This window comes from Streptomyces sp. NPDC001914 (assembly GCF_042891215.1).
Classification (GTDB): Bacteria; Actinomycetota; Actinomycetes; order Streptomycetales; family Streptomycetaceae; genus Streptomyces.
In genome coordinates this window covers 289,826-309,334 of sequence record NZ_JBIASW010000007.1, presented here as the reverse complement: position 1 = coordinate 309,334, position 19,509 = coordinate 289,826, and the positions used below count along the sequence as shown (strand labels likewise).

Sequence of the window (19,509 nt, the reverse complement as noted above, 5' to 3'; positions counted from 1 at the left end):
GGGCCCCGGGGGGGGGGCGGGGGGGGGGGGGGGGGGGGCGGGGGGGGGGGCGGGCTGGGGGTGTGTTCTTGTTTCACTCCCCCCCGCGGGGGGGGGGGGGGGCGCCCCCCCCCCCCCCCCCCCCCCCCCCCCACGGGTGCCGGGGGTCTACTTCTCGGTCACCCCGGCCGAGTCGAACGTCGCGACCTCGTGCATCGCCCGCGCCGCGCTCTGCACGACGGGCAGGGCCAGCAGGGCGCCGGTGCCCTCGCCCAGACGCAGGTCGAGGTCGATCAGGGGGCGCAGGCCCAGCTTGTTCAGAGCGGCCACGTGACCGGGCTCGGCGCTGCGGTGGCCCGCGATGCAGGCGGCCAGGACCTCGGGGGCGATGGCGCGGGCGACCAGCGCGGCGGCGCCCGCGCTGACGCCGTCCAGGATCACCGGTGTCCGCAGGGACGCGCCGCCGAGGAGGAGACCAACCATGGCGGCGTGTTCCAGGCCGCCGATCGCGGCGAGGACGCCGATCGGGTCCGCCGGGTCCGGCTGGTGGAACTCGATGGCGCGGCGGACGACCTCGGTCTTGCGGGCCAGGGTCTCGTCGTTGATGCCGGTGCCGCGGCCCGTCACCTCGGCCGGGTCGGCACCGGTGAAGACCGAGATCAGGGCGGCCGACGCGGTCGTGTTGGCGATGCCCATCTCGCCGGTCAGCAGTGCCTTGTTGCCAGCGGCCACCAGGTCGCGGGCCGTCTCGATGCCCACCTCCAGCGCGGCCACGGCCTCTTCCCTGGTCATGGCGGGACCCGTGGTCATGTCGGCGGTGCCCGCGCGGACCTTGCGCGGCAGCAGACCCGGGGTGGCGGGCAGGTCGGAGGCGACGCCCACGTCGACGACGCAGACCTCGGCGCCCACCTGGTTGGCGAACGCGTTGCAGACCGCGCCGCCGCCGAGGAAGTTGGCCACCATCTGGCCGGTGACCTCCTGCGGCCAGGGGGTGACGCCCTGCGCGTGGACGCCGTGGTCGCCGGCGAAGATCGCGACGGCCGCGGGCTCCGGGATCGGCGGGGGGCACATCCGGGACAGGCCCGACAGCTGCGCGGAGATGATCTCCAGCATGCCGAGGGCGCCCGCGGGCTTGGTCATCCGCTTCTGACGCTCCCAGGCCTCGCCGAGCGCCTTGGCGTCCAGCGGGCGGATGTTGCCGACCGTCTCGGCGAGCAGGTCGTGCGGCTCCTCGCCGGGCAGTGCGCGGCGGCCGTACGTCTCCTCGTGCACGACCCACGAGAGGGGGCGGCGCTTGGACCAGCCGGCCTGCATCAGCTCGGGCTCGTCCGGGAACTCGTCGACGTAACCGACACAGAGGTAGGCGACCGCTTCGAGGTGCTCGGGCAGGCCCAGCGCGCGGACCATCTCACGCTCGTCGAAGAAGCTGACCCAGCCGACGCCGAGGCCCTCGGCACGGGCCGCGAGCCACAGGTTCTCGACCGCGAGGGCGGAGGAGTACGGCGCCATCTGCGGCTGGGTGTGCCGGCCGAGGGTGTGCCGGCCGCCCCGGGTCGGGTCGGCGGTGACGAGGATGTTGACCGGGGTGTCGAGGATGGCCTCGATCTTCAGTTCCTTGAACTGCTTGGCACGGCCCTTGGGAAGCGACTGGGCGTAGGCCTCGCGCTGGCGCTGGGCGAGTTCGTGCATGCTGCGCCGGGTCTCGGCGGAGCGGATGACGACGAAGTCCCAGGGCTGGGAGTGGCCGACGGACGGCGCGGTGTGCGCGGCCTCCAGGACGCGCAGCAGCACGTCGTGCGGGATCGGGTCGCTGCGGAAGCCGTTGCGGATGTCACGGCGCTCGCGGATCACGCGCAGGACGGCCTCGCGTTCGGCGTCGTTGAAGCCGGGGGCCGCCGGACCGGTGGACTCGCGTACGTCTTCCACCACGGCCGTGCTCTCTTCCTGGTCGGCGACCTGCGTGTGCAGGTCCTCCGCATGCTGCGCGGCCACGGGTTCCGGCTCCGCGGCGACGGGCTCCGCCAGGGGCAGGGCCTCGGGAGCGGCTTCCGCCTCACGGGGGGCGGGCACCGACGCCTGGGCGACGGGCCCGGCCTCCGCCGCGGGGGTCTCCTCGGCCGGGAGGGGTGTCACGGCCGGGGCGGCCTGCGCGGGCTCCTGGACCGGCGGCTGCTCCTCCTCGGGCAGCGGAGCCAGGGTCATGCCGTGCGGCGGGGTCGGGGCCAGGTGCCCGGTCATGGGCACGGTGCTGTCCACGGGCACGAACGCGCCGAGGCTCTGGTCTGCCTGCGGTACGAGGGGCGCGCCGGGGAACCCGGGGACGCTCTCCGCGTCAGGGGCGCTCTCGGGCTGCCGGTCGCCGGCGGACGGGTGGTGCGGGTCCCCGGCGGCCAGGTGCGCGGCCTCGGTCCGGGCGGCCACGCCGACCGGAACGGCCTGCGGGGCGTCGACGGCGACGGCGGCCGGGACGGTGAGGTCCTGGGCGAGGGCGACGTCCTCGGACGGCGCCACGCCGTTCTCGGCGAGGGCGGACAGGTCGGTGAACTGCTGGGCCCGGACCGCGTCGAGGGCGAACTCCTGACCGCCGAGCGAGGCTTCCCCCGAGCGCGCGGAGAGCGCCGACAGGGCGGACTCCGGGGTCTCGTAGGCGTGGGCGGCCGGGACGGCGGCGGGCTCCTCGGCGGCGGGCGGGGTCACCTCGTCGGCGTCGTCCGCGACGGGGGCGGCGGGTTCCGGCATCGGGACGACGGGCTCCGCGAGCCCGGGCTCCTGGGCGACGGCTGCGGCCGGGTCCACTCCGGGGGTGTCCTGGCCGTCGGACTGCGCCGGGACCTGCGCGGCGGCGTCCTCGGCGGGCGCGAGGCCCTCGACCGGGGCGAGCGGCTGTGCGGGCAAGGCGTGCCCGGCGTCCCCCGCGATCTGCGCGGGCACGTCCTCGGGTCCGGGCCCGGGCGGCTGCGCCTGGCCCGCGACCGGCGCGGAAAGGTCGGCGGTGTCCGGCGCAACCGGGGCGACCGGCACCTCCGGGGCGTCCTGGAACTGCGGCGCGGCCGAGCCGTCCGCCGCGGGCACGGCTTCGGGAGCCGGACCGTGCGGCTGGTCCTGGAGGTCGAGCGGGACGCCGTCGGCCGCCGGCACCGGCGCCTGGGCCGGGTCGTGGGGGACGGGTGCCGGCTCGACGGCGGGCGCGTGCCCGGCCTCGGCGGCCTGCGCCGCCTCGGGACCCGGTACGGGTTCCGTGATCACGGCGGACTGGGGCAGCGCCTCGGGGCCGGCCGCTTCCGCGGCCACGGCCTCTCCGCCGGGCGCGGCCGTCCACGACACGGCGCTCTGCGGGACGTCGCCGGACGCGGGCACGTCCAGGTACTCGGGGCCGGCGGTCGGCGGGCCCGCCTGGCGCGGCGGAGCGACCGGGGTCGCCATGGCGCTCGGGCGGGCGCCCGCCGGTCCGCGGTCGGCCAGGGAGCGCACGGGGCTGGAGGAACCGTCCGGAGTGGGCGGGCCGAGGTGCAGCGGACGGCGCGGCGTCACGGGCTGCGGGACCGGCTGGGGAACGGGCGCGGGACTCGGCGCGCGCACGGCGCCGAGGTCGATCGCGCCGGTGTCGCGCCCGTCCGTCTCGTGCGGGCCGGGTTCGTCCGTGAAGGGCATCGGGGCCGGCGGCGGCACCTCGTTGCCCCAGGCACCCTGGGCACCGGGCGCGCCCGGCAGGAGAAGGAGGTCCTCCTCCTCGACGGGGCTCTCGGCGGAGTCGAGGTAGGTGTACGCGCCCGGTGTGGTGACGCCCGGCTGCTCCACCATGCCTGCGTTCTCCGGCATTCCCTCGCCCGGGACCTGGCCGGTGTCGGTCATGCGTACCCCTCGCCCATCGGTTAGTGCTCCAAAGTCCAGCTCGCCCGGAACGGCGCACCGACCGCCCCACAGTGAAGAACGAGCGTGCGTGCCCAGCGGCACGTACGACCGGCCAACAAAGACGACAAAGCCATTAACAGGCATTGTCCCGGTCATCCCGCCCTCGCGACAGCGTGATCCGCGAGAGCCCGCTGTGGACTACGCCACGTTGCGCGTCCCCCGGGTTCCGCCGTACCACACACGCCTCAAAACGGGCGGGTTTTCCGGACATTGACCTACGAAAGGCCGACCCCCGGGAGCGGTACAACGATCGGCCAGCCTACCGCGCGCAGTACGACAACAGGATCACGGGGCGCGATCCGGCAGACGGCCGCTGAGCAGGAACGCGACGCTCCGCTCCTTCTCCGTCCAGGCCCGTGTATCGAGTTCGACGGACTGAATGAGAGCGCACTCGACGTCATAGCCGTGTTCGCTCAGATCGCGGCCGATGAGTTCGGCGGCGTCACGGGTCGCGGCGTGCGCGACGATCCGCTGGGGACGGCGGTCGGCGACCGCGGAGACGACGGCCGCTCCCCCGCCCCCGACCCGCACGACGTCGGGTTCGGGCAGGTCCTCCAGGACGTGCGGGGCGCTGCCGTGCACGATCTGCATCTGCACGCCGTAGCGGCGGGCCGAGTGTTCGGTGCGGGCGCAGGAGCCCGGACTGCGGTCCACCGCGATGACGGCGGCGCCGGTGCGGGCGGCCTCGGTCGCGAAGGCGCCGCTGCCGCAGCCGATGTCCCAGACGAGGTCGCCGACGCGCGGTCCCAGCCGGGCGAGTTGGGCGGCGCGCAGCAGATCCGTCTCGCCCTCGCCGAGGGCCCCTCCGTACGCCCGCGCGGGCAGTGCCCAGCCGCGCGTCCCGCCGGCGGGTTCCCGGCCGGCGATCCAGCCGCCGCCCTCGGCCGCGGCCACGAAGCCGCCGATGACGATCACGACGTTCGGGTCGCGCCAGGTGTGGTCGGCGGCCTTGTCGGAGGTGAGGATCGTGACCTGTTCCCGGGAGGTGCCGAGCTCCTCGCAGATGACGAAGGTGCGGTGCACCCCTTCGAGCAGCAGGCCGAGTTCGGCGGGTCCGGCGCCGGGAGACGTGAGGACGGCGACCTTGGTGTGGGCTCGGCATACATTCACCGCGCGTCGCAGGGTGCGGCTGTGTGCGACGACTACTTGTGCGTCGTCCCAGGGCATTCCGGCGCGGGCGAAGGCGGCGGCCACGGACGAGACGGCGGGCACGACCTCGACCTCCAGGCCGAACTCGGGTGCGCGCAGGGTGCGTACGACGCCGAAGAAGCCCGGGTCCCCGTCGGCGAGGACGACGGCGGTGCCCCGGTGGCCCGCGATGCGCCGGGCGGCCAGCGCGACGCTGCCCAGCCGGACGCGTTCGGCGCCCTCGGGCACTTCGGGGAGGTCGAGATGGTGGGCCGCGCCGGCCACCAGCGTGGCGGCACCGAGGGCGGAGCGCGCCGCGGCGGTCGGCGGCGAGCCGTCCCAGCCGATCACCGTGACCCGGTCGGCCATCGTCGTCAGTCTCCAGACAGGTCTTCGCGGGTCTCAGGTGCAGCCCGGGCGGGCTTGGTGAGGGTACCCCGGTGCGGCGCGGCGGGCGTGCGGCGGTCGGCGTGGCGCTCGGAGCGGTGCCGCCCTGCCGGGACGGGGGTCCGGACGGCGGTCCGGGTCCACGGGACCGGGTCCGCGCGACCGGTGTCCGGCGAGCTGACTTCCGTACACCCATGTGACTCGACTCGACCGTATACGACCCGCCGTGACCGCTTACGACCGGCCATGGCCCCGCACGACTCGCCATGCCGTACTTGTCCCGGTACGGCCGCGCACGACCCGTTCCGAGAGCTCCCGTTCGCGGGGGGCGGCTGTCGCGCGGGCCTGCCGGCGCCTCAGTTCCAGTCGTTGAAGGAGGCGAAGCCGCCCGTGTCCGTGAGGTGCCCGTCCATGCCGTCGAGGTCCTCGGGCAGCAGGCTCCACACGATGAAGTCGGTGCGCAGGTCGACCCAGGTGCCGTCCTCGGTCCGGGTGCGCGCTATGCAGGCGTTGCGCAGCACGCCCTCGCTGATGCAGCCGATCTTCTGGGCCACCTGCTGCGAGGCGGTGTTGCCTGCCGCCGTGCGCAGTTCCACGCGCTCGAACTTCTGGTCGCGGAAGAGCCAGCGTGCGGTGGCGAGCGCGGCCTCGGACGCGTAGCCCTCGCCGCGCGCCCAGGGGGCGATGATGTACGACAGCTCGGTGGACCTGACCCGCCAGTTGGTCTTGCCGAGCTGGATGACGCCGACCAGGCGCTGGGTGAGGAACTCGGTGACGGCGAGGTCGAGTCCACGGCCCCGGGCGCGTTCCGTGGGGGCGTAGTCGTCGATCCAGCCGCGGGCGCCGTCCTCGGTGAACGGCTGGGGGATCGACGTCCAGGCCGCCACCATCTCGTCGTTCATCATCTCCGTCAGCGCGGGCACGTCGTCCTCGTCGAGCGCACGCAGGACCAACCGCTCCGTGCTGATGGAGATGTCGGGGAAGGTGCTCGTCATGCGACGCTCCGTAACCGTCGGGGACTTCGGACCTGATATGCCGTCGGGTCCGCTGAACTGCCCAGCATGCAGCATGAAACCACTGAACGGCACAACGGGGTCCACTCCGGGTAATGGAGTGGACCCCGTGCGGTGACGAGTCGGGCCGCGGGCCGCAAATCGGCCCGGGCGCCTGTCTACTTGAACGACGGAATGACGGAACCCGCGTACTTGTCCTCGATGAACTTCTTGACCTCGGGCGAGGTGAGGAGCTTGGCGAGCTTCTTCACGCGCGGGTCGTTCTCGTTGCCCTTCTTGACCGCGAGGAAGTTGCCGTACGGGTTGTTCGTCGCCGACTCCAGGACGAGGGCGTCCTTGGCGGGCTTGAGGCCGGCGGATATGGCGTAGTTGCCGTTGATCACCGCGGCGTCCACGTCGTCCAGGGAGCGCGGGGTCTGGGCCGCCTCGACCTCCTTGAACTTGAGGTTCTTGGGGTTCTTGGCGATGTCCTGCGGGGTCGCCTCGCTGCCGGCGCCGTCCTTGAGGGTGATGAGCCCGTTGGCCGCGAGCAGCTTCAGGGCACGCGCCTCGTTCACGGCGTCGTTCGGCACCGCGACGGTCGCGCCGCTCTTCAGGGCGTCGGCGCTCTTCACCTTGTGGGAGTAGAGGCCGAGCGGCTCCAGGTGCACCGTGACGACGGGCACGATGTGGGTGCCGCGCTTCTTGTTGAAGTCGTCCAGGTACGGCTGGTTCTGGAAGTAGTTGGCGTCGACCGAACCGTCCTCGGTGGCCGTGTTGGGCACGATGTAGTCCTGGAACTCCTTGACCTCGAGGTCGAGGCCAGCCTTCTTCGCCAGGTTCTTCTTGATGAAGTTCAGGATCTCGGCGTGGGGAACCGGGCTCGCGGCGACGACGAGCGCGCCGTTGCTGTCGGAGGCGGAGGAATCCTTGTCGGAGCCGCAGGCGGAGAGGCCCAGGGTGAGGGCTCCGGCGGCGAGGACGGCAGTGGTGATCTTGGCAGTGTTACGCACGAAAAGTGCCTTTCCTGAGGGGTGGAGCGACCCCGTCATGGGGTGGACGGGGAAATCTGCGGGTGGGGCCGGGGACCCGCGTGCGGGTCCCCGGTGGTTCAGGCGGCCTCGCCGACGTCGGTGGCGGCGGGCCGGCCGGCCTTCAGCAGGCGCAGCCTGGGGGCGGGTCCCGAGTGACCCCCGCGGCGGTCCAGGGTGCGGGCCGCGTAGTCGCCGGCGAACTGGATGGCCGAGATGACGACGGCGAGGATGGCGACGATGATCCACATGAGCTGGGTCTCGAAGCGCTGGTAGCCGTAGCGGATGGCGAGGTCGCCCAGGCCGCCCGCGCCGACGGTGCCGGCCATCGCGGAGTAGCCGATGAGGGCCACGACCGTGGTGGTCGCCGAGGAGATCAGCGACGGCAGCGACTCGGGGACGAGGACCTTGCGGACGACGGTCCAGGTGTTGCCGCCCATCGCCTGCACGGCCTCGACGAGACCGCCGTCGACTTCACGTACGGCCGTCTCGACCAGACGCGCGAAGAACGGGATCGCGCCGATGGCGAGCGGCACGATGGCGGCGTCGCGGCCGATGGTCGTGCCGGTGACCCACCGGGTGAACGTCATCAGCGCGACCATCAGGATGATGAACGGCATCGAGCGGGCTATGTTCACGACCTGCCCGACGACCCTGTTGGCGACGACGTTCTGCAGCAGGCCCCCTCGGTCCGTCAGGACCAGCAGGACGCCGAGCGGCAGACCGCCGACGATCGCGATGAGCGTGGACCAGCCGACCATGTAGAGCGTGTTCCAACACTCCTCGGACAGCAGCGGCTGCATCTCGGACCAGGTCACTTGGCACCTTCCTTCGCCAGGACGGGCTGCTGCCCCTGGACATCGATCTGCAGGCCCTGTTCGCGCAGGAACCCGATCGGCACGACGTTCTCCTCGTAGCGGCCGGGCAGTTCGATGCGCATCCGGCCGACCTGCTTGCCCGCGACGGTGTCCATGGCGGCGCCGAGGATCGAGATGTCGATGTTGTACGTGCGCGAGAGCTGCGAGATGACCGGCTGGGTCGCCGACTCGCCGTGGAAGGTGACGTCGATGACCGTGCGGTCGTCGCCGGAGGCGGTCCCGCTGACCGGGAAGAGCGCGGCGGCCAGTTCGGAGCCGGGCGTCGCGAGGAGTTCGCTGACGGTGCCCGACTCGACGATGCGGCCCCTGTCCATCAGCGCGGCCGAGTCGCAGACGGTCTTGACGACGTCCATCTCGTGGGTGATGAGCAGGACGGTCAGACCGAGCCGGCGGTTCAGGTCGCGCAGGAGCTGCAGGATGGAGCGGGTCGTCTCCGGGTCGAGCGCGCTGGTCGCCTCGTCGGAGAGCAGCACCTTCGGGTCGCCGGTCAGCGCGCGGGCGATGCCGACGCGCTGCTTCTGACCGCCGGAGAGCTGCGCGGGGTATGCCTTGGCCTTGTCGGAGAGGCCGACGAGGTCGAGCAGTCCGAGCGCCTTGGAAGAACGTTCCTTCCCTGACACGCCGAGGATTTCGAGCGGCAGCTCGACGTTCTCCTGGACGGTCCGCGAGGACAGCAGGTTGAAGTGCTGGAAGACCATGCCGATCCGGGTGCGCGCCTGGCGGAGTTCCCGCCCGGCGCGCGGGCCGCGTCCGGCGAGGGCGGTGAGGTCCCGGCCGTCGACGGTGACCGTTCCGGAGCTGGGACGCTCCAGGAGGTTCACGCAGCGGATGAGCGAGGACTTGCCGGCGCCGGACTGGCCGATGACGCCGAACACCTCGCCTTCGCGGACGTGCAGATCGACGCCGTCGAGGGCGGTCACTTCACGGCCGCGCGAGCGGTAGACCTTGGTGAGGCCCGTTGTCGTGATCACTGGAAAATTCCGTCACTGTCGAGTGCGGGGCGTGGGTGTGCGCCGGGCACGGGTGCATGCGGTCGGAACGCGGCACGGTTCTCGCGATGGCGATGGAACCGGAAGGAGAACGTGTGCGCGGGGCAGCCCGGTCACGTACGCGGTACGGACACCGGGCGCGGCGGTCCCGCTTCGGGGCGCGGGATCAGGCGGTGGTGCGAGGGCCCTCTAGCAGGCACACATTCGACACATACAACGAGCACCGGGCGTCATGGTCGCCTCGGTCGCAAGGATGCGGTCGCTCGTCGTGGTCATGGAAGGAAGTAAAGCAGACCGGGGGGCGGGGACCGCCAATCCTGTCCGAATAGCGGACAGCGATGGACGGCTGCTGAGACACCCCAGCCCCGCACGGAGATCCCGGTTCCCTTGTCCGTCACCAGTGCGCACAGGGCGCAGGGTCCCCGGCCACGAGGTCCGCGCCGGGTCCGCCGGCCCGGCACGCTGTGGCCAACGCCACGACGGTCACGCCCGCGGCGCGGCCCGCCCGGAGGGCAGCCCGGGGGCGAGCGCATCAGGTCTTTTGGCCCGTAATAGGGTCACGGCATGTTTGATGCCCTGACGGTCGTGACGGCTGTCGCCGCGCTCGCGCTCGCGGCCTGGTGCGGCTGGGCCGCCCACCGCGATCAGCCCACCAAGGACTGGCACTTCATCGGCATGGCCGTGGTGAGCGTGCTCGCGCTGGTCCAGCTCGTGACGGGCGTCGTCCAGCTCGCGCGCGGCGAGAAGCCGGAGCAGGGCACGACCATCTTCGTGGCCTATCTGATCGGAGCCTTCGCGTGCATTCCCGCCGCGGGGTTCATGTCGCTCGCCGAGCGCTCCCGCTGGGGTTCGGTCACGGTGGCGGCCGGCGGCATCGTCCTCGCCGTGCTCGAGGTCCGGCTCTACGACATCTGGGGAGGCTGAGATGACGGCCGCGAAGGAGAACACGACGGTGAGTCAGGACATGACGGACGGACAGGGCGGGACGCCGGTGGAAGGGGCCGCCGGCCCGAAGCGCGCGCGGCTCATCAGCGGCCCGGGCATCCTGCTGGTGTGGCTGTACGGGGTGATGGTGGTCGGCGCCGTCTCACGGTCGGCCGTGCAGATCTCCGCCCAGTTCGACAAGGCGCCGCTCGCCTACGCACTGTCCGCCGTCGCCGGTCTCGTCTACGGGTTCATCACGTACTCGCTCGTGCGCGGCGGCGAGAAGGCGCGCAGGGCGGCGCTGGTGTGCTGCGCCGCCGAGCTCGCGGGTGTGCTGGTCGTCGGGACCTGGACGCTGGCCGAGCCGTCCGCCTTCCCCGACGCCACGGTGTGGTCCGACTACGGCATGGGCTATCTCTTCATCCCGGTCCTGCTGCCGCTGTCGGCGATGTACTGGCTGCGCAAGGCGCGTACGAACGCCGTCTGACGGCCGCGGGCGAGGCCGGGCGCGTCAGGCGCTGGTGGCGTACGCGCCGGTGTCGGCGCCCTTGGCCAGCGTCACCAGCGTCATCCGCTCGCCGACCCGCTCCTGCGAGACGGGCGCGTAGCCGTGCTTGCGGTACAGGCGCAGGTTGCGCTCGCTGCGGTGGCCGGTGAAGAGCTGGAAGGACTTGGCCGCGCCCTCGGTGCCGAGGCGGGCCTCGATGGCGTCGAGCAGACGTCCGCCCAGTCCGTGCCGCTGCATGCGGGGGTGCACGATGAGCTTGTTGATGCGGGCCGTGCCGTCGGCGTCGACGGCGCCGCGTACGGAGGCCACCACCTCGTCGCCGAGCCGGGCCACCAGTACGGTGCCGCCCGCCAGTTCCGCCCGGAGCGAGTCGAGCGGCTGCGTGAGGGGCTCGATGCCGTAGTCGCCGTACAGCTCGGCCTCGCTCTGATAGCAGAGGTACTGCAGCTTCAGGATCGATTCCGCATCCTGCTCGGTCGCCGCCGAGATGGTCACGCTCATGCCCATGTGTGCATGCCTCCCGCTCACCTGTTCCGGTCGTCCCCCACTCCTATCCCCGTCGTCAGCGGGCCGCAACCTCCGGCGTCAGCAATCGCCGAAGACATCCAAGACATCTGGAGCGTTCCGGACCAAGATTGCCCTGTGAGATACCCAACTCGCCTGCGATCTCCCGGTACGTGAGGTCGTGCGGGGACAGCAGGGCGGCCACCAGACCCGGGCAGCGGCCGGGCAGCCGGCGCACCGCCGCGAGCAGTTCGCGCCGGCCGGCGGCGGCCAGCGCCCGCTGCTCCGGGCCAAAGCCCCGGTCGTCGGCGGGCTCGACGGCGTAGGGCTGCTCGACGCGGGCCCTGCGACGGCAGCGGCGGGCCTCCGAGCGCACGGCCCGGCGCACCCAGCGCTGCGGGTCCGCGGGCGGTCCCGTCGTCTCCAGACGTTCCAGCAGCCGCAGCCAGACCGTCTGTTCCAGGTCGCCCCGCTCGGCGCCGGAGGCATGGGCCTCCGCCGACGCCTCGGCGGTGAGCAGCGGGCGCAGGGTGGTGAGCAGTTCGTGGGTCATGTGCGGCACGACGTGGCCGCCCCGGCACGAGGTTGCCGGGGCGGCCGTTTCTCACCCCATCCGGGATGAGCGGGCCTTGCGTTGACGAAGGACGGGCGCCCGTCCAGCTCCCGTTCCCTGCTCCTGTCCCGTTCCGCGCCCCGTTCCGGGGGCGGGCCGGGGCGGTGGACTCACCGCATCAGGAAGTCCGCGCGGGCCAGCACCGCGGTGTCCGCGTTGTCGGAGAACACGCCGTCGATGCCCGTCTCGAAGTAGGCCTTGAAGGCGCCGAAGGGGTCCCCGTAGGCGTCCACGGCGGTGCCCTTGCGGAAGTTCGCGGGCAGGAAGGGGTTCTCGTTGCGCATCGTGTACGGGTGCAGGATCAGGCCGGCGCGGTGCGCGTCGGCGACGAGCGTGGTCGCGGTGGTGAGGTTGCCGGCCGCGTCCTTCGGGATGACCAGGTCGAGGGTGGGACCGATGCCCTGGGCGTACGAGGCGATCCACTCCAGGCCCGCGGGCGTGACGAGGTCGGCGACCGTGCGGGGGTCGCCGGCGGCGACGAAGTCCCAGGGGCGGGTGTTCGCGGCGGACAGCAGGACGACGAGCGGGTTGCCGACGAGCTTGTCCAGCCGCTGGATGCTGCTCGGCTCGAAGGACTGGAGGATGACCGGCGAGTCCTTCCTGTCCTTGCCGTACTTGCGCAGCAGCTTCGCGACCCGCTCCTCCAGGCCGAGGCCGAGGGCCCGGAAGTAGGTGGGGTGCTTGGTCTCGGGGTAGATCCAGACCTGTTTGCCCCGCTTGCGGGTCTGCTCGTCCTGCCAGCGCAGCACCTCTTCGAAGGTGGGGATCTCCCAGCGGCCGTCGTAGAGGGTGTTGTGCGGACGGTTGGCGGGGATGCGCTCGACGGCGCGCAGGGTCTTCAGCTCGGCGAGCGTGAAGTCCTCGGTGAACCAGCCGGTGGTGGGGACGCCGTCGAGGGTCTTGGTGGTCTTGCGGCCGGCGAACTCGGGGTGCGCGGCGACGTCCGTGGTCCCGCCGATCTCCGGTTCGTGACGGCACACGAGGTGCCCGTCCCTGGTGGGCACCAGGTCGCCGGCCTCGACGACGTCGGCGCCCAGGTCGAGGGCGAGCTGGTACGAGCCGAAGGTGTGCTCCGGCCGGTAGCCGCTGGCGCCGCGGTGACCGATGACGGTCGGTCTGGGCAGGCTCCGGTAGCCGCCGCCGTGGCGTTCGTCCGCGCTCGCGGTGCCGGGCAGGCCGAGGGCCGCTCCGCCCGCCCCGAGCACCGCGGCCGAGAGCAGCGTCCGCCGCGCCGTGCCCCGCTCCTGACCGTTCGACTCCTGCGCTCCCATGAGCGCTCCTCCCGCCGTAGGTGCCTGCCTGTCGAAGCGGGACGATCGTAGGTGCCGCCGTGTGACGGGAGGGAGGCCCGCGGCGGAACAGTGGATGACCGCGGATCCACCGGATCCACCGCGGGACGCGGAACTTGACGGTCCGTCGGCATCGGCCGGGCGGTCGGGGGTAGGCGTGGGACGGAGACCGGCGCACGGCCCTTCGCCGGGCGCTCACCCGTTCGCCGGAACCGGCGCGCGATGTCCGTCACACCGGACGGCCCCCGTGTCCGCCGCTCACAGGCACGCAATCGCAGGTAAACGTAGGTCAACAGTGCGTATCCGGTCGATGAACCCGATGTGCAATCGACCGGGAACCGCGAGTATGGTCCTCACCTGCACAGACTCCATACCGATCCCTTGACACCGGAGGGCCCGTTGTCCCGCTTCGCGCTCATCAAGGCAGTGCTCGGAACGATCATGCGCCTGATGTTCCGCCTACGGGTGGAAGGCGTGGAGAACATCCCCGGCAAGGGGCCGGTGATCCTGGCCGGCAACCACCTCACGTTCATCGACTCGATGATCCTTCCGCTGGTCTGCGACCGGCAGGTGTTCTTCATCGGCAAGGACGAGTACGTCACGGGCAAGGGCCTCAAGGGCCGGCTCATGGCGTGGTTCTTCACCGGCGTCGGCATGATCCCGGTGGACCGGGACGGCGCCAACGGCGGCGTGGCCGCGCTGATGACCGGCCGCCGCGTCCTGGAGGAGGGCAAGATCTTCGGGATCTACCCCGAGGGCACCCGCTCCCCCGACGGCCGGCTGTACCGCGGCCGCACGGGTATCGCCCGGCTCACCCTGATGACCGGCGCCCCGGTCGTCCCGTTCGCGATGATCGGCACGGACAAGCTCCAGCCGGGCGGCGCGGGCATGCCCCGTCCGGGCAAGGTCACGGTCCGCTTCGGCCCGGCGATGGAGTTCTCGCGCTACGAGGGCATGGACCGCGACCGGTACGTGCTGCGCGCTGTGACCGACTCCGTGATGACCGAGGTCATGCGGCTGTCCGGCCAGGAGTACGTCGACATGTACGCCACCAAGGCGAAGGCCGCCTAGCAGCGCCGCACACCAGGCAGAAGGGTGGGCTCCGACCGGAGGTTTCCGGTCGGAGCCCACCCTTTTGCGACCGTGTCTCCCACCGGGGTCGGCGGTCCGGCACGGCCACGCGCCCGGTGACCGGGTCCTGCCCCGGCGGACCCGGCGCCTCGACCGGGGTCGGCGCTCCGGCACGGCCACGCGTCCGGCAGCCGGGATCCCACCCCGGCGGACTCAGCGCCTCAACCGGGGGGCGCCGGTCCGACACGGCCAGGGTCCTTCCCCGGCGGCCCCAGCGCCGCGACCGGGGTGCCCGCTCCGGCGCGGCCGCACGTCCGGCGCCGGGGTCCCCGTTCCGGCGGACCCGGCGCATCCCGCCAGGCCCCCGTTCCCGGGCGGTTACGCCTCCAGCTTCTGGCCGCGGAGCAGGAACCAGGCCGCCACCGCGGTGGCGAGCAGGACCGCGGCGCCCGCGCCCGAGGCGAGCGCCAGACCGTCCACGAAGGACTCCCGGGCCGCGGTGAGCAGCGCCTCGGCGGTGTGCTCGGGCAGGCTTCCGGCGGCCTCCACCGCTCCGCCGAGCGAGTCGTGCGCCGCGGCCGGTGTGCCCGCCGGGCCGGTGAAGCCGGCGTAGACGCCGGTCACGACGGAGCCGAGCAGGGCGATGCCCAGCGCCGCGCCGAGTTCGTACGCCGTCTCGGAGACCGCGGACGCGGCGCCCGCCTGCTCCTTGGGCACGGCGGAGAGGATGACGTCGGCGGTGACGGTGAACGAGAAGCCCGCGCCGACGCCGACGACCAGCAGGGCCGCGCCGAGCAGCGGATAGCCGGTGGAGCGGTCCAGCACGGTGAGCGCGCCGAGCGCGAGACCCACCGCGGCGAGTCCGCCGGACACGACGGTCCGCACGGAGAAGCGCCGCGCGACCCGTCCCGCGACCAGACCCGCCGCCACCGCGCCGACGGCGGCCGGGACTTCGGCGAGCCCCGCCTCGAACGGACCCCGGCCCTGCACCAGTTGCAGGTACTGGGAGAGGAAGAACACGAGCCCGGACATGCCGAGCACGGTGAACAGGTCGGCGAGCACCGCGCCGGAGAATCCCCGGTTGCGGAACAGCCGGACGTCCAGCAGCGGTGTGGGAAGCGTCAGTTGGCGGCGCACGAACCAGAAGAGGGCGCCCGCGCCCAGCAGTCCGGCGGCCAGTGCCTCGCCGGACGCCCCGTGCGCGGCGAGTTCCTTCACCGCGTACACCAGCGCGATCACGCCGACGAGCGAGAGCGTCACGCTGATCAGGTCCCAGGGACCGGGGTTGGGGCTCTTCGATTCCGGGAGGAGTCTGCGGCCGACGAGCACGAGGACCACCATCACCGGAAGGTTGATGAGGAAGACCGAGCCCCACCAGAAGTGTTCGAGCAGGAAACCGCCGACGACGGGGCCGACCGCGGTGCCCGCGGAGGCCGTCGCGCCCCAGATGCCGATGGCGAGGCTGCGCTCGCGCGGGTCGTGGAAGATGTTGCGGATCAGGGCGAGGGTGGCCGGCATCAGGGTCGCGCCCGCGACGCCGAGCAGCGCCCGCGCCAGGATCATCATCTCGGGTGTCGTGGCATAGGCGTTGAGCACGGATATCAGACCGAACGCCGTGGCGCCGGTCAGCAGCAGCCGCTTGCGGCCGATGCGGTCGCCGAGGCTGCCCATGGACACGAGCAGGCCGGCGATGACGAAGGAATAGACGTCGCCGATCCACAGGAGCTGGGTGCCCGAGGGTTCGAGGTCTTCACTGATGTACGGGGTCGCGAGACCGAGGACGGTGGCGTCGACGGTCACCAGCAGCACGGCGAGGACGAGGACGCAGAGCGCGAGCCAGCGGCCCGGGCGCTTCGGCGCCTCCGTCACCGTCGCCGGCCGCAGGGTGCTGGTCATGGTTCCTCTCTCCTGAGCGCGCCGCCGAGCAACAGCTCGACGATCATGTGGTGGAAGTCCTTGGCCGCGACCCGGCCCTCGGTGACGGCCCAGGACGCCGAGGCCATCAGTCCGTAGAGCGCCTCGGTGAGCCAGGCCGGGGTGAGGTCGATGCGGAACTCGCCGCTCTCCTGGCCGCGCCGGAACAGCGCGGCCATCCGGGCGTCGAGCCGGGCCCAGCCCTCGTGCTGTCCGTCGCCCTCGAAGAGCTGGTTCTCCGTGTAGAGGAAGGCGAGCAGTCCGGCCGCCTGCTCCAGCTCCCGCACCAAGCGGCGCACGGCCTCCTGGGCGGTGCCCTCGTCGAGGCGCGCCGCGTCCAGGGCGGCCTCGCACTCCTCGATGCCGAGCGCCTCCAGCGCGCGTACGAGCGCGTCGCGGCCGGCGAACTGGCGGTGCAGCGTGGCCCGGCTGATCCCGGCGGCCTTCGCCACCTCGTCCATCGTCGCGGTGGATTTCCGGGTGAGCAGGGCGGCTGCGCTGCGCAGCACGTGATCACGGTCGACAGCCATGAGACAACTGTACCGCACATGAGACAGTGATGTCTCATTCGGGGCGCACGCGTCTCACATCTGTCGCGCCAGAAGAGCGGTCTATCGCGCCAAGAGCGTCATCCGTCACGCCAGGAGAGCGACCGAGGTGCTTCCGTCACGGCTCCTGAACCTCAGGCGTTCAGTGCCAGGGAAGCTGTCCGCGCCGTTCCCAGTACACGCGCGGTTCCTCCACCAGGGCGGCGAGCCGGGAGAGCTGGTCGTCGTCGAGGTCGACGACCGCCGCGTGCAGGTTCGAGGCGAGCTGGTTGGCGGTGGCCGCCCCCGACAGAACGACACCGGCCCAGGGCTGCCGCAGGATCAGCGCGAGGGCGACCGCGTCGCAGCCGAGGGAGTTCTCCGCGGCGACGGCGCGCAGCGCCTCCGGCGCGTGCGGCCCGGCGAGCCGGCCGTTGGCCACGCCCTCCTTGACGATCACCGTGAGCCCGGCGTCGTGGGCCTCGGCGAGCGCCGGGGCGGCGGAGGTCTCCAGGACGTTGTACGTGGACTGGACGGTACGGAAGAGGGGTGCGCCGTCGACGGTGACGGCCAGCGCGGCGCGGATGGCCTCAGCCTGCGCGGGCCCGCTGGTGGAGAAGCCGATCGACAGGCCCTGGGCGGCGGCTTCGGCGAGGGCCGCGTGCAGTTCCTTGTCGGTGAGGGCCGGGCTGTCCGGGGTCACCGAGTGGATCTGGTAGAGGTCGAGCCGGTCGCCGAGCAGGGCGGCGCTCTCGGCGCGCTGCCGCTCGAACGTGGCGAGGCCGTGGTCCTTGACCTCGTGCGCCTCGGCGTCGGTGCGCCAGTCGGCCGTGTACGTGTAGCCCCACTTGCTGCCGACGACGACGTCGTCGACGTCCGGACGGCTGTTCAGCCAGGCGGCCAGGAACTCCTCCGCGCGGCCGTAGGAGCGGGCCACGTCGAAGTAGCGCACGCCCTGGGCGTAGGCGGCCTCGAGCAGTTCGTGGGTGCGCTCGCGCAGGGCGTCGACACTGCGGTCGCCCGGCAGGTCCTCCTCCCGCCCGAGATTGATGTAGCCCGGGCGGCCCACCGCGGCGAGCCCCAGGCCCAGGTGGGCGGTGGGAGTCGTGGCTGAGGCGAGACGTGCGAAGGGCATCGCGGCTCCGTTCGGTGGGCTCCTTTACGGCTCCCGGCCAACGTAACCCGCGACACCCTCCGCCGTACGGCACCCGCCCCGGCCCCGAGGTCCGTGTCCGCTTCCCGGGTGGGCCGCCGCGGCTGCGGGCGGTGTCCACCCGCAGCTCGCCCGCAGCTCGCCCAAAGCTCACACGCAGCTCGCACGCGGCTCGCCCGCGGCGGCGCCGCCCGCTCCGGCGGGGCGAACGGCGCCTGGCGGGGTGCTACTTCTTCCGCTTGGCCGCCGCCCACGTCTGCTGCGCGGCGACGTCCGTCTTGATCTCGGCGAGCTGGACGGCGACGGCGCTCGGTGCCGTACCGCCGCGGCCGTCGCGGGAGGCGAGGGCTCCGGGGACGTCGAGGACGGTCCGCACCTCCGGCGTCAGGTGCGCCGAGATCTTCGCGAACTGCTCGTCGGTCAGCTCGTCCAGCTCCTTGCCCTCCGCCTCGGCGACCTTCACGCACTCGCCGGCGACCTCGTGCGCGACACGGAACGGCACACCCTGCCTGACCAGCCACTCGGCGATGTCGGTGGCGAGCGAGAAACCGGCCGGGGCCAGCTCCTCCATGCGCTCGCGGTGGACGGTCAGCGTGGCCATCATGCCGGTGAAGGCGGGGAGCAGCACCTCCAGCTGGTCGCAGGAGTCGAAGACCGGCTCCTTGTCCTCCTGGAGGTCGCGGTTGTACGCGAGGGGCAGCGCCTTGAGCGTGGCCATCAGCCCGGTCAGGTTGCCGATCAGGCGGCCCGACTTGCCGCGCGCCAGCTCGGCGATGTCCGGGTTCTTCTTCTGCGGCATGATCGACGAGCCCGTGGAGAAGGCGTCGTGGAGGGTGACGAAGGAGAACTCCTTCGTGTTCCAGATGATGACCTCCTCCGCGATCCGGGAGAGGTTCACGCCGATCATCGCGGTGACGAAGGCGAACTCCGCCACGAAGTCGCGGGAGGCCGTGCCGTCGATGGAGTTGGCGGCGCTGCCGTGCTCGAATCCGAGGTCCTTCGCCACCGCCTCCGGGTCCAGACCGAGGGAGGAACCGGCCAGGGCGCCGGAGCCGTACGGCGAGACGGCGGTCCGCTCGTCCCACTGGCGCAGCCGTTCCGCGTCCCGGGACAGGGACTGCACGTGGGCGAGGACGTGGTGCGCGAACAGCACGGGCTGGGCGTGCTGGAGGTGGGTGCGCCCCGGCATCGCCACGTCCGGGTGGGCCTCCGCCAGGCCGATCAGCGCCTCCTGGAGGTCGGCGATCAGACCGCCGATGATCCGGGCGTGGTCGCGCAGGTACATCCGGAAGAGCGTGGCCACCTGGTCGTTGCGGGAGCGGCCGGCGCGGAGCTTGCCGCCGAGGTCGGGGCCGAGGCGTTCGAGGAGGCCGCGCTCCAGGGCGGTGTGGACGTCCTCGTCGGCGATCGTGCCCGTGAAGGAGCCGTCGGCGACGTCCGACTCCAGCAGGTCGAGGCCCTCGATCATGCGTGTGAGCTCGTCCTCGGTGAGCAGGCCCGCCTTGTGCAGCACGCGCGCGTGGGCACGCGAACCGGCGATGTCGTACGGCGCGAGGCGCCAGTCGAAGTGGACCGACGCGGACAGCTTGGCCAGGGCCTCGGCGGGACCGTCGGCGAACCGTCCGCCCCAGAGCCGGACGTCACCGCTGTTGCTGCTCACTTGCGTTACTCCTCGAAAGGTGTGGATGTGCCACCGCCTCCCCACGCGTG

General features: G+C 72.5%; 16 protein-coding genes. 3 read left to right on the top strand and 13 right to left on the bottom strand.

Annotated elements, in window-relative coordinates:
• Nucleotides 1-147: 147 nt before the first annotated feature.
• From cobT to ACFYYF_RS21770, 6 genes are all read right to left on the bottom strand, one after another.
• A complete protein-coding gene (gene cobT, locus ACFYYF_RS21795) occupies nt 148-3,831 on the bottom strand; it encodes a nicotinate-nucleotide--dimethylbenzimidazole phosphoribosyltransferase (RefSeq protein WP_388778086.1) in 3,684 nt (1,227 codons plus the stop codon).
• 345 nt (nt 3,832-4,176) lie between these two features.
• Complete coding sequence (gene cbiE / locus ACFYYF_RS21790; protein WP_361679276.1) at nt 4,177-5,388, bottom strand: precorrin-6y C5,15-methyltransferase (decarboxylating) subunit CbiE; 1,212 nt, start codon at nt 5,386-5,388, stop codon at nt 4,177-4,179.
• Between the two features lie 374 nt (nt 5,389-5,762).
• Nucleotides 5,763-6,401 (bottom strand): GNAT family N-acetyltransferase, encoded by a 639-nt coding sequence (locus ACFYYF_RS21785; RefSeq protein WP_361679278.1) that lies wholly within the window; start codon nt 6,399-6,401, stop codon nt 5,763-5,765.
• 176 nt (nt 6,402-6,577) lie between these two features.
• The gene (locus tag ACFYYF_RS21780) at nt 6,578-7,411 is read right to left on the bottom strand and encodes a MetQ/NlpA family ABC transporter substrate-binding protein (protein WP_388778082.1); all 834 of its coding nucleotides are present in this window, start codon (nt 7,409-7,411) and stop codon (nt 6,578-6,580) included.
• Nucleotides 7,412-7,509: 98 nt separating this feature from the next.
• Nucleotides 7,510-8,247 carry a methionine ABC transporter permease gene (locus ACFYYF_RS21775; RefSeq protein ID WP_388778079.1) on the bottom strand — a complete coding sequence of 246 codons (738 nt, stop codon included), beginning with the start codon at nt 8,245-8,247 and terminating at the stop codon, nt 7,510-7,512.
• A complete protein-coding gene (locus ACFYYF_RS21770) occupies nt 8,244-9,278 on the bottom strand; it encodes a methionine ABC transporter ATP-binding protein (RefSeq protein WP_388778076.1) in 1,035 nt (344 codons plus the stop codon). Before ACFYYF_RS21770 ends, ACFYYF_RS21775 begins: the two co-directional genes overlap by 4 nt.
• A gap of 582 nt (nt 9,279-9,860) precedes the next feature.
• On the opposite strand from ACFYYF_RS21770, the gene ACFYYF_RS21765 reads away from it, so the two are divergent.
• Together ACFYYF_RS21765 and ACFYYF_RS21760 are read left to right on the top strand one after the other, a co-directional pair.
• Complete coding sequence (locus tag ACFYYF_RS21765) at nt 9,861-10,220, top strand: hypothetical protein (protein ID WP_361679290.1); 360 nt, start codon at nt 9,861-9,863, stop codon at nt 10,218-10,220.
• 40 nt (nt 10,221-10,260) lie between these two features.
• The gene (locus tag ACFYYF_RS21760) at nt 10,261-10,707 is read left to right on the top strand and encodes a hypothetical protein (RefSeq protein ID WP_388778429.1); all 447 of its coding nucleotides are present in this window, start codon (nt 10,261-10,263) and stop codon (nt 10,705-10,707) included.
• Between the two features lie 24 nt (nt 10,708-10,731).
• Here ACFYYF_RS21760 and ACFYYF_RS21755 read toward each other — a convergent pair whose 3' ends face one another.
• The 3 genes from ACFYYF_RS21755 to ACFYYF_RS21745 all read right to left on the bottom strand — a co-directional run bounded on the left by ACFYYF_RS21755 (nt 10,732) and on the right by ACFYYF_RS21745 (nt 13,116).
• On the bottom strand, nt 10,732-11,235 hold the full coding sequence (locus ACFYYF_RS21755; RefSeq protein WP_361679293.1) for a GNAT family N-acetyltransferase: 504 nt from the start codon (nt 11,233-11,235) through the stop codon (nt 10,732-10,734).
• Nucleotides 11,236-11,290: 55 nt separating this feature from the next.
• Complete coding sequence (locus ACFYYF_RS21750) at nt 11,291-11,785, bottom strand: RNA polymerase sigma factor (RefSeq protein ID WP_388778072.1); 495 nt, start codon at nt 11,783-11,785, stop codon at nt 11,291-11,293.
• Between the two features lie 170 nt (nt 11,786-11,955).
• A complete protein-coding gene (locus ACFYYF_RS21745) occupies nt 11,956-13,116 on the bottom strand; it encodes a glycerophosphodiester phosphodiesterase (RefSeq protein ID WP_388778069.1) in 1,161 nt (386 codons plus the stop codon).
• A gap of 399 nt (nt 13,117-13,515) precedes the next feature.
• Here ACFYYF_RS21745 and ACFYYF_RS21740 point away from each other — a divergent pair, with 399 nt between their 5' ends.
• A complete protein-coding gene (locus tag ACFYYF_RS21740; protein WP_361679301.1) occupies nt 13,516-14,205 on the top strand; it encodes a lysophospholipid acyltransferase family protein in 690 nt (229 codons plus the stop codon).
• Between the two features lie 378 nt (nt 14,206-14,583).
• On the opposite strand, the gene ACFYYF_RS21735 is transcribed toward ACFYYF_RS21740, so the two are convergent.
• From ACFYYF_RS21735 to argH, 4 genes are all read right to left on the bottom strand, one after another.
• The gene (locus ACFYYF_RS21735; protein ID WP_388778067.1) at nt 14,584-16,101 is read right to left on the bottom strand and encodes an MFS transporter; all 1,518 of its coding nucleotides are present in this window, start codon (nt 16,099-16,101) and stop codon (nt 14,584-14,586) included.
• Nucleotides 16,098-16,649 (bottom strand): TetR/AcrR family transcriptional regulator, encoded by a 552-nt coding sequence (locus ACFYYF_RS21730; protein ID WP_388778065.1) that lies wholly within the window; start codon nt 16,647-16,649, stop codon nt 16,098-16,100. The genes ACFYYF_RS21735 and ACFYYF_RS21730 overlap by 4 nt, the downstream gene beginning before the upstream one ends.
• A gap of 160 nt (nt 16,650-16,809) precedes the next feature.
• Nucleotides 16,810-17,781 carry an aldo/keto reductase gene (locus tag ACFYYF_RS21725; RefSeq protein WP_388778062.1) on the bottom strand — a complete coding sequence of 324 codons (972 nt, stop codon included), beginning with the start codon at nt 17,779-17,781 and terminating at the stop codon, nt 16,810-16,812.
• A 244-nt stretch (nt 17,782-18,025) separates the two neighbouring features.
• A complete protein-coding gene (gene argH / locus ACFYYF_RS21720; protein WP_365486304.1) occupies nt 18,026-19,459 on the bottom strand; it encodes an argininosuccinate lyase in 1,434 nt (477 codons plus the stop codon).
• Nucleotides 19,460-19,509: the final 50 nt, after the last annotated feature.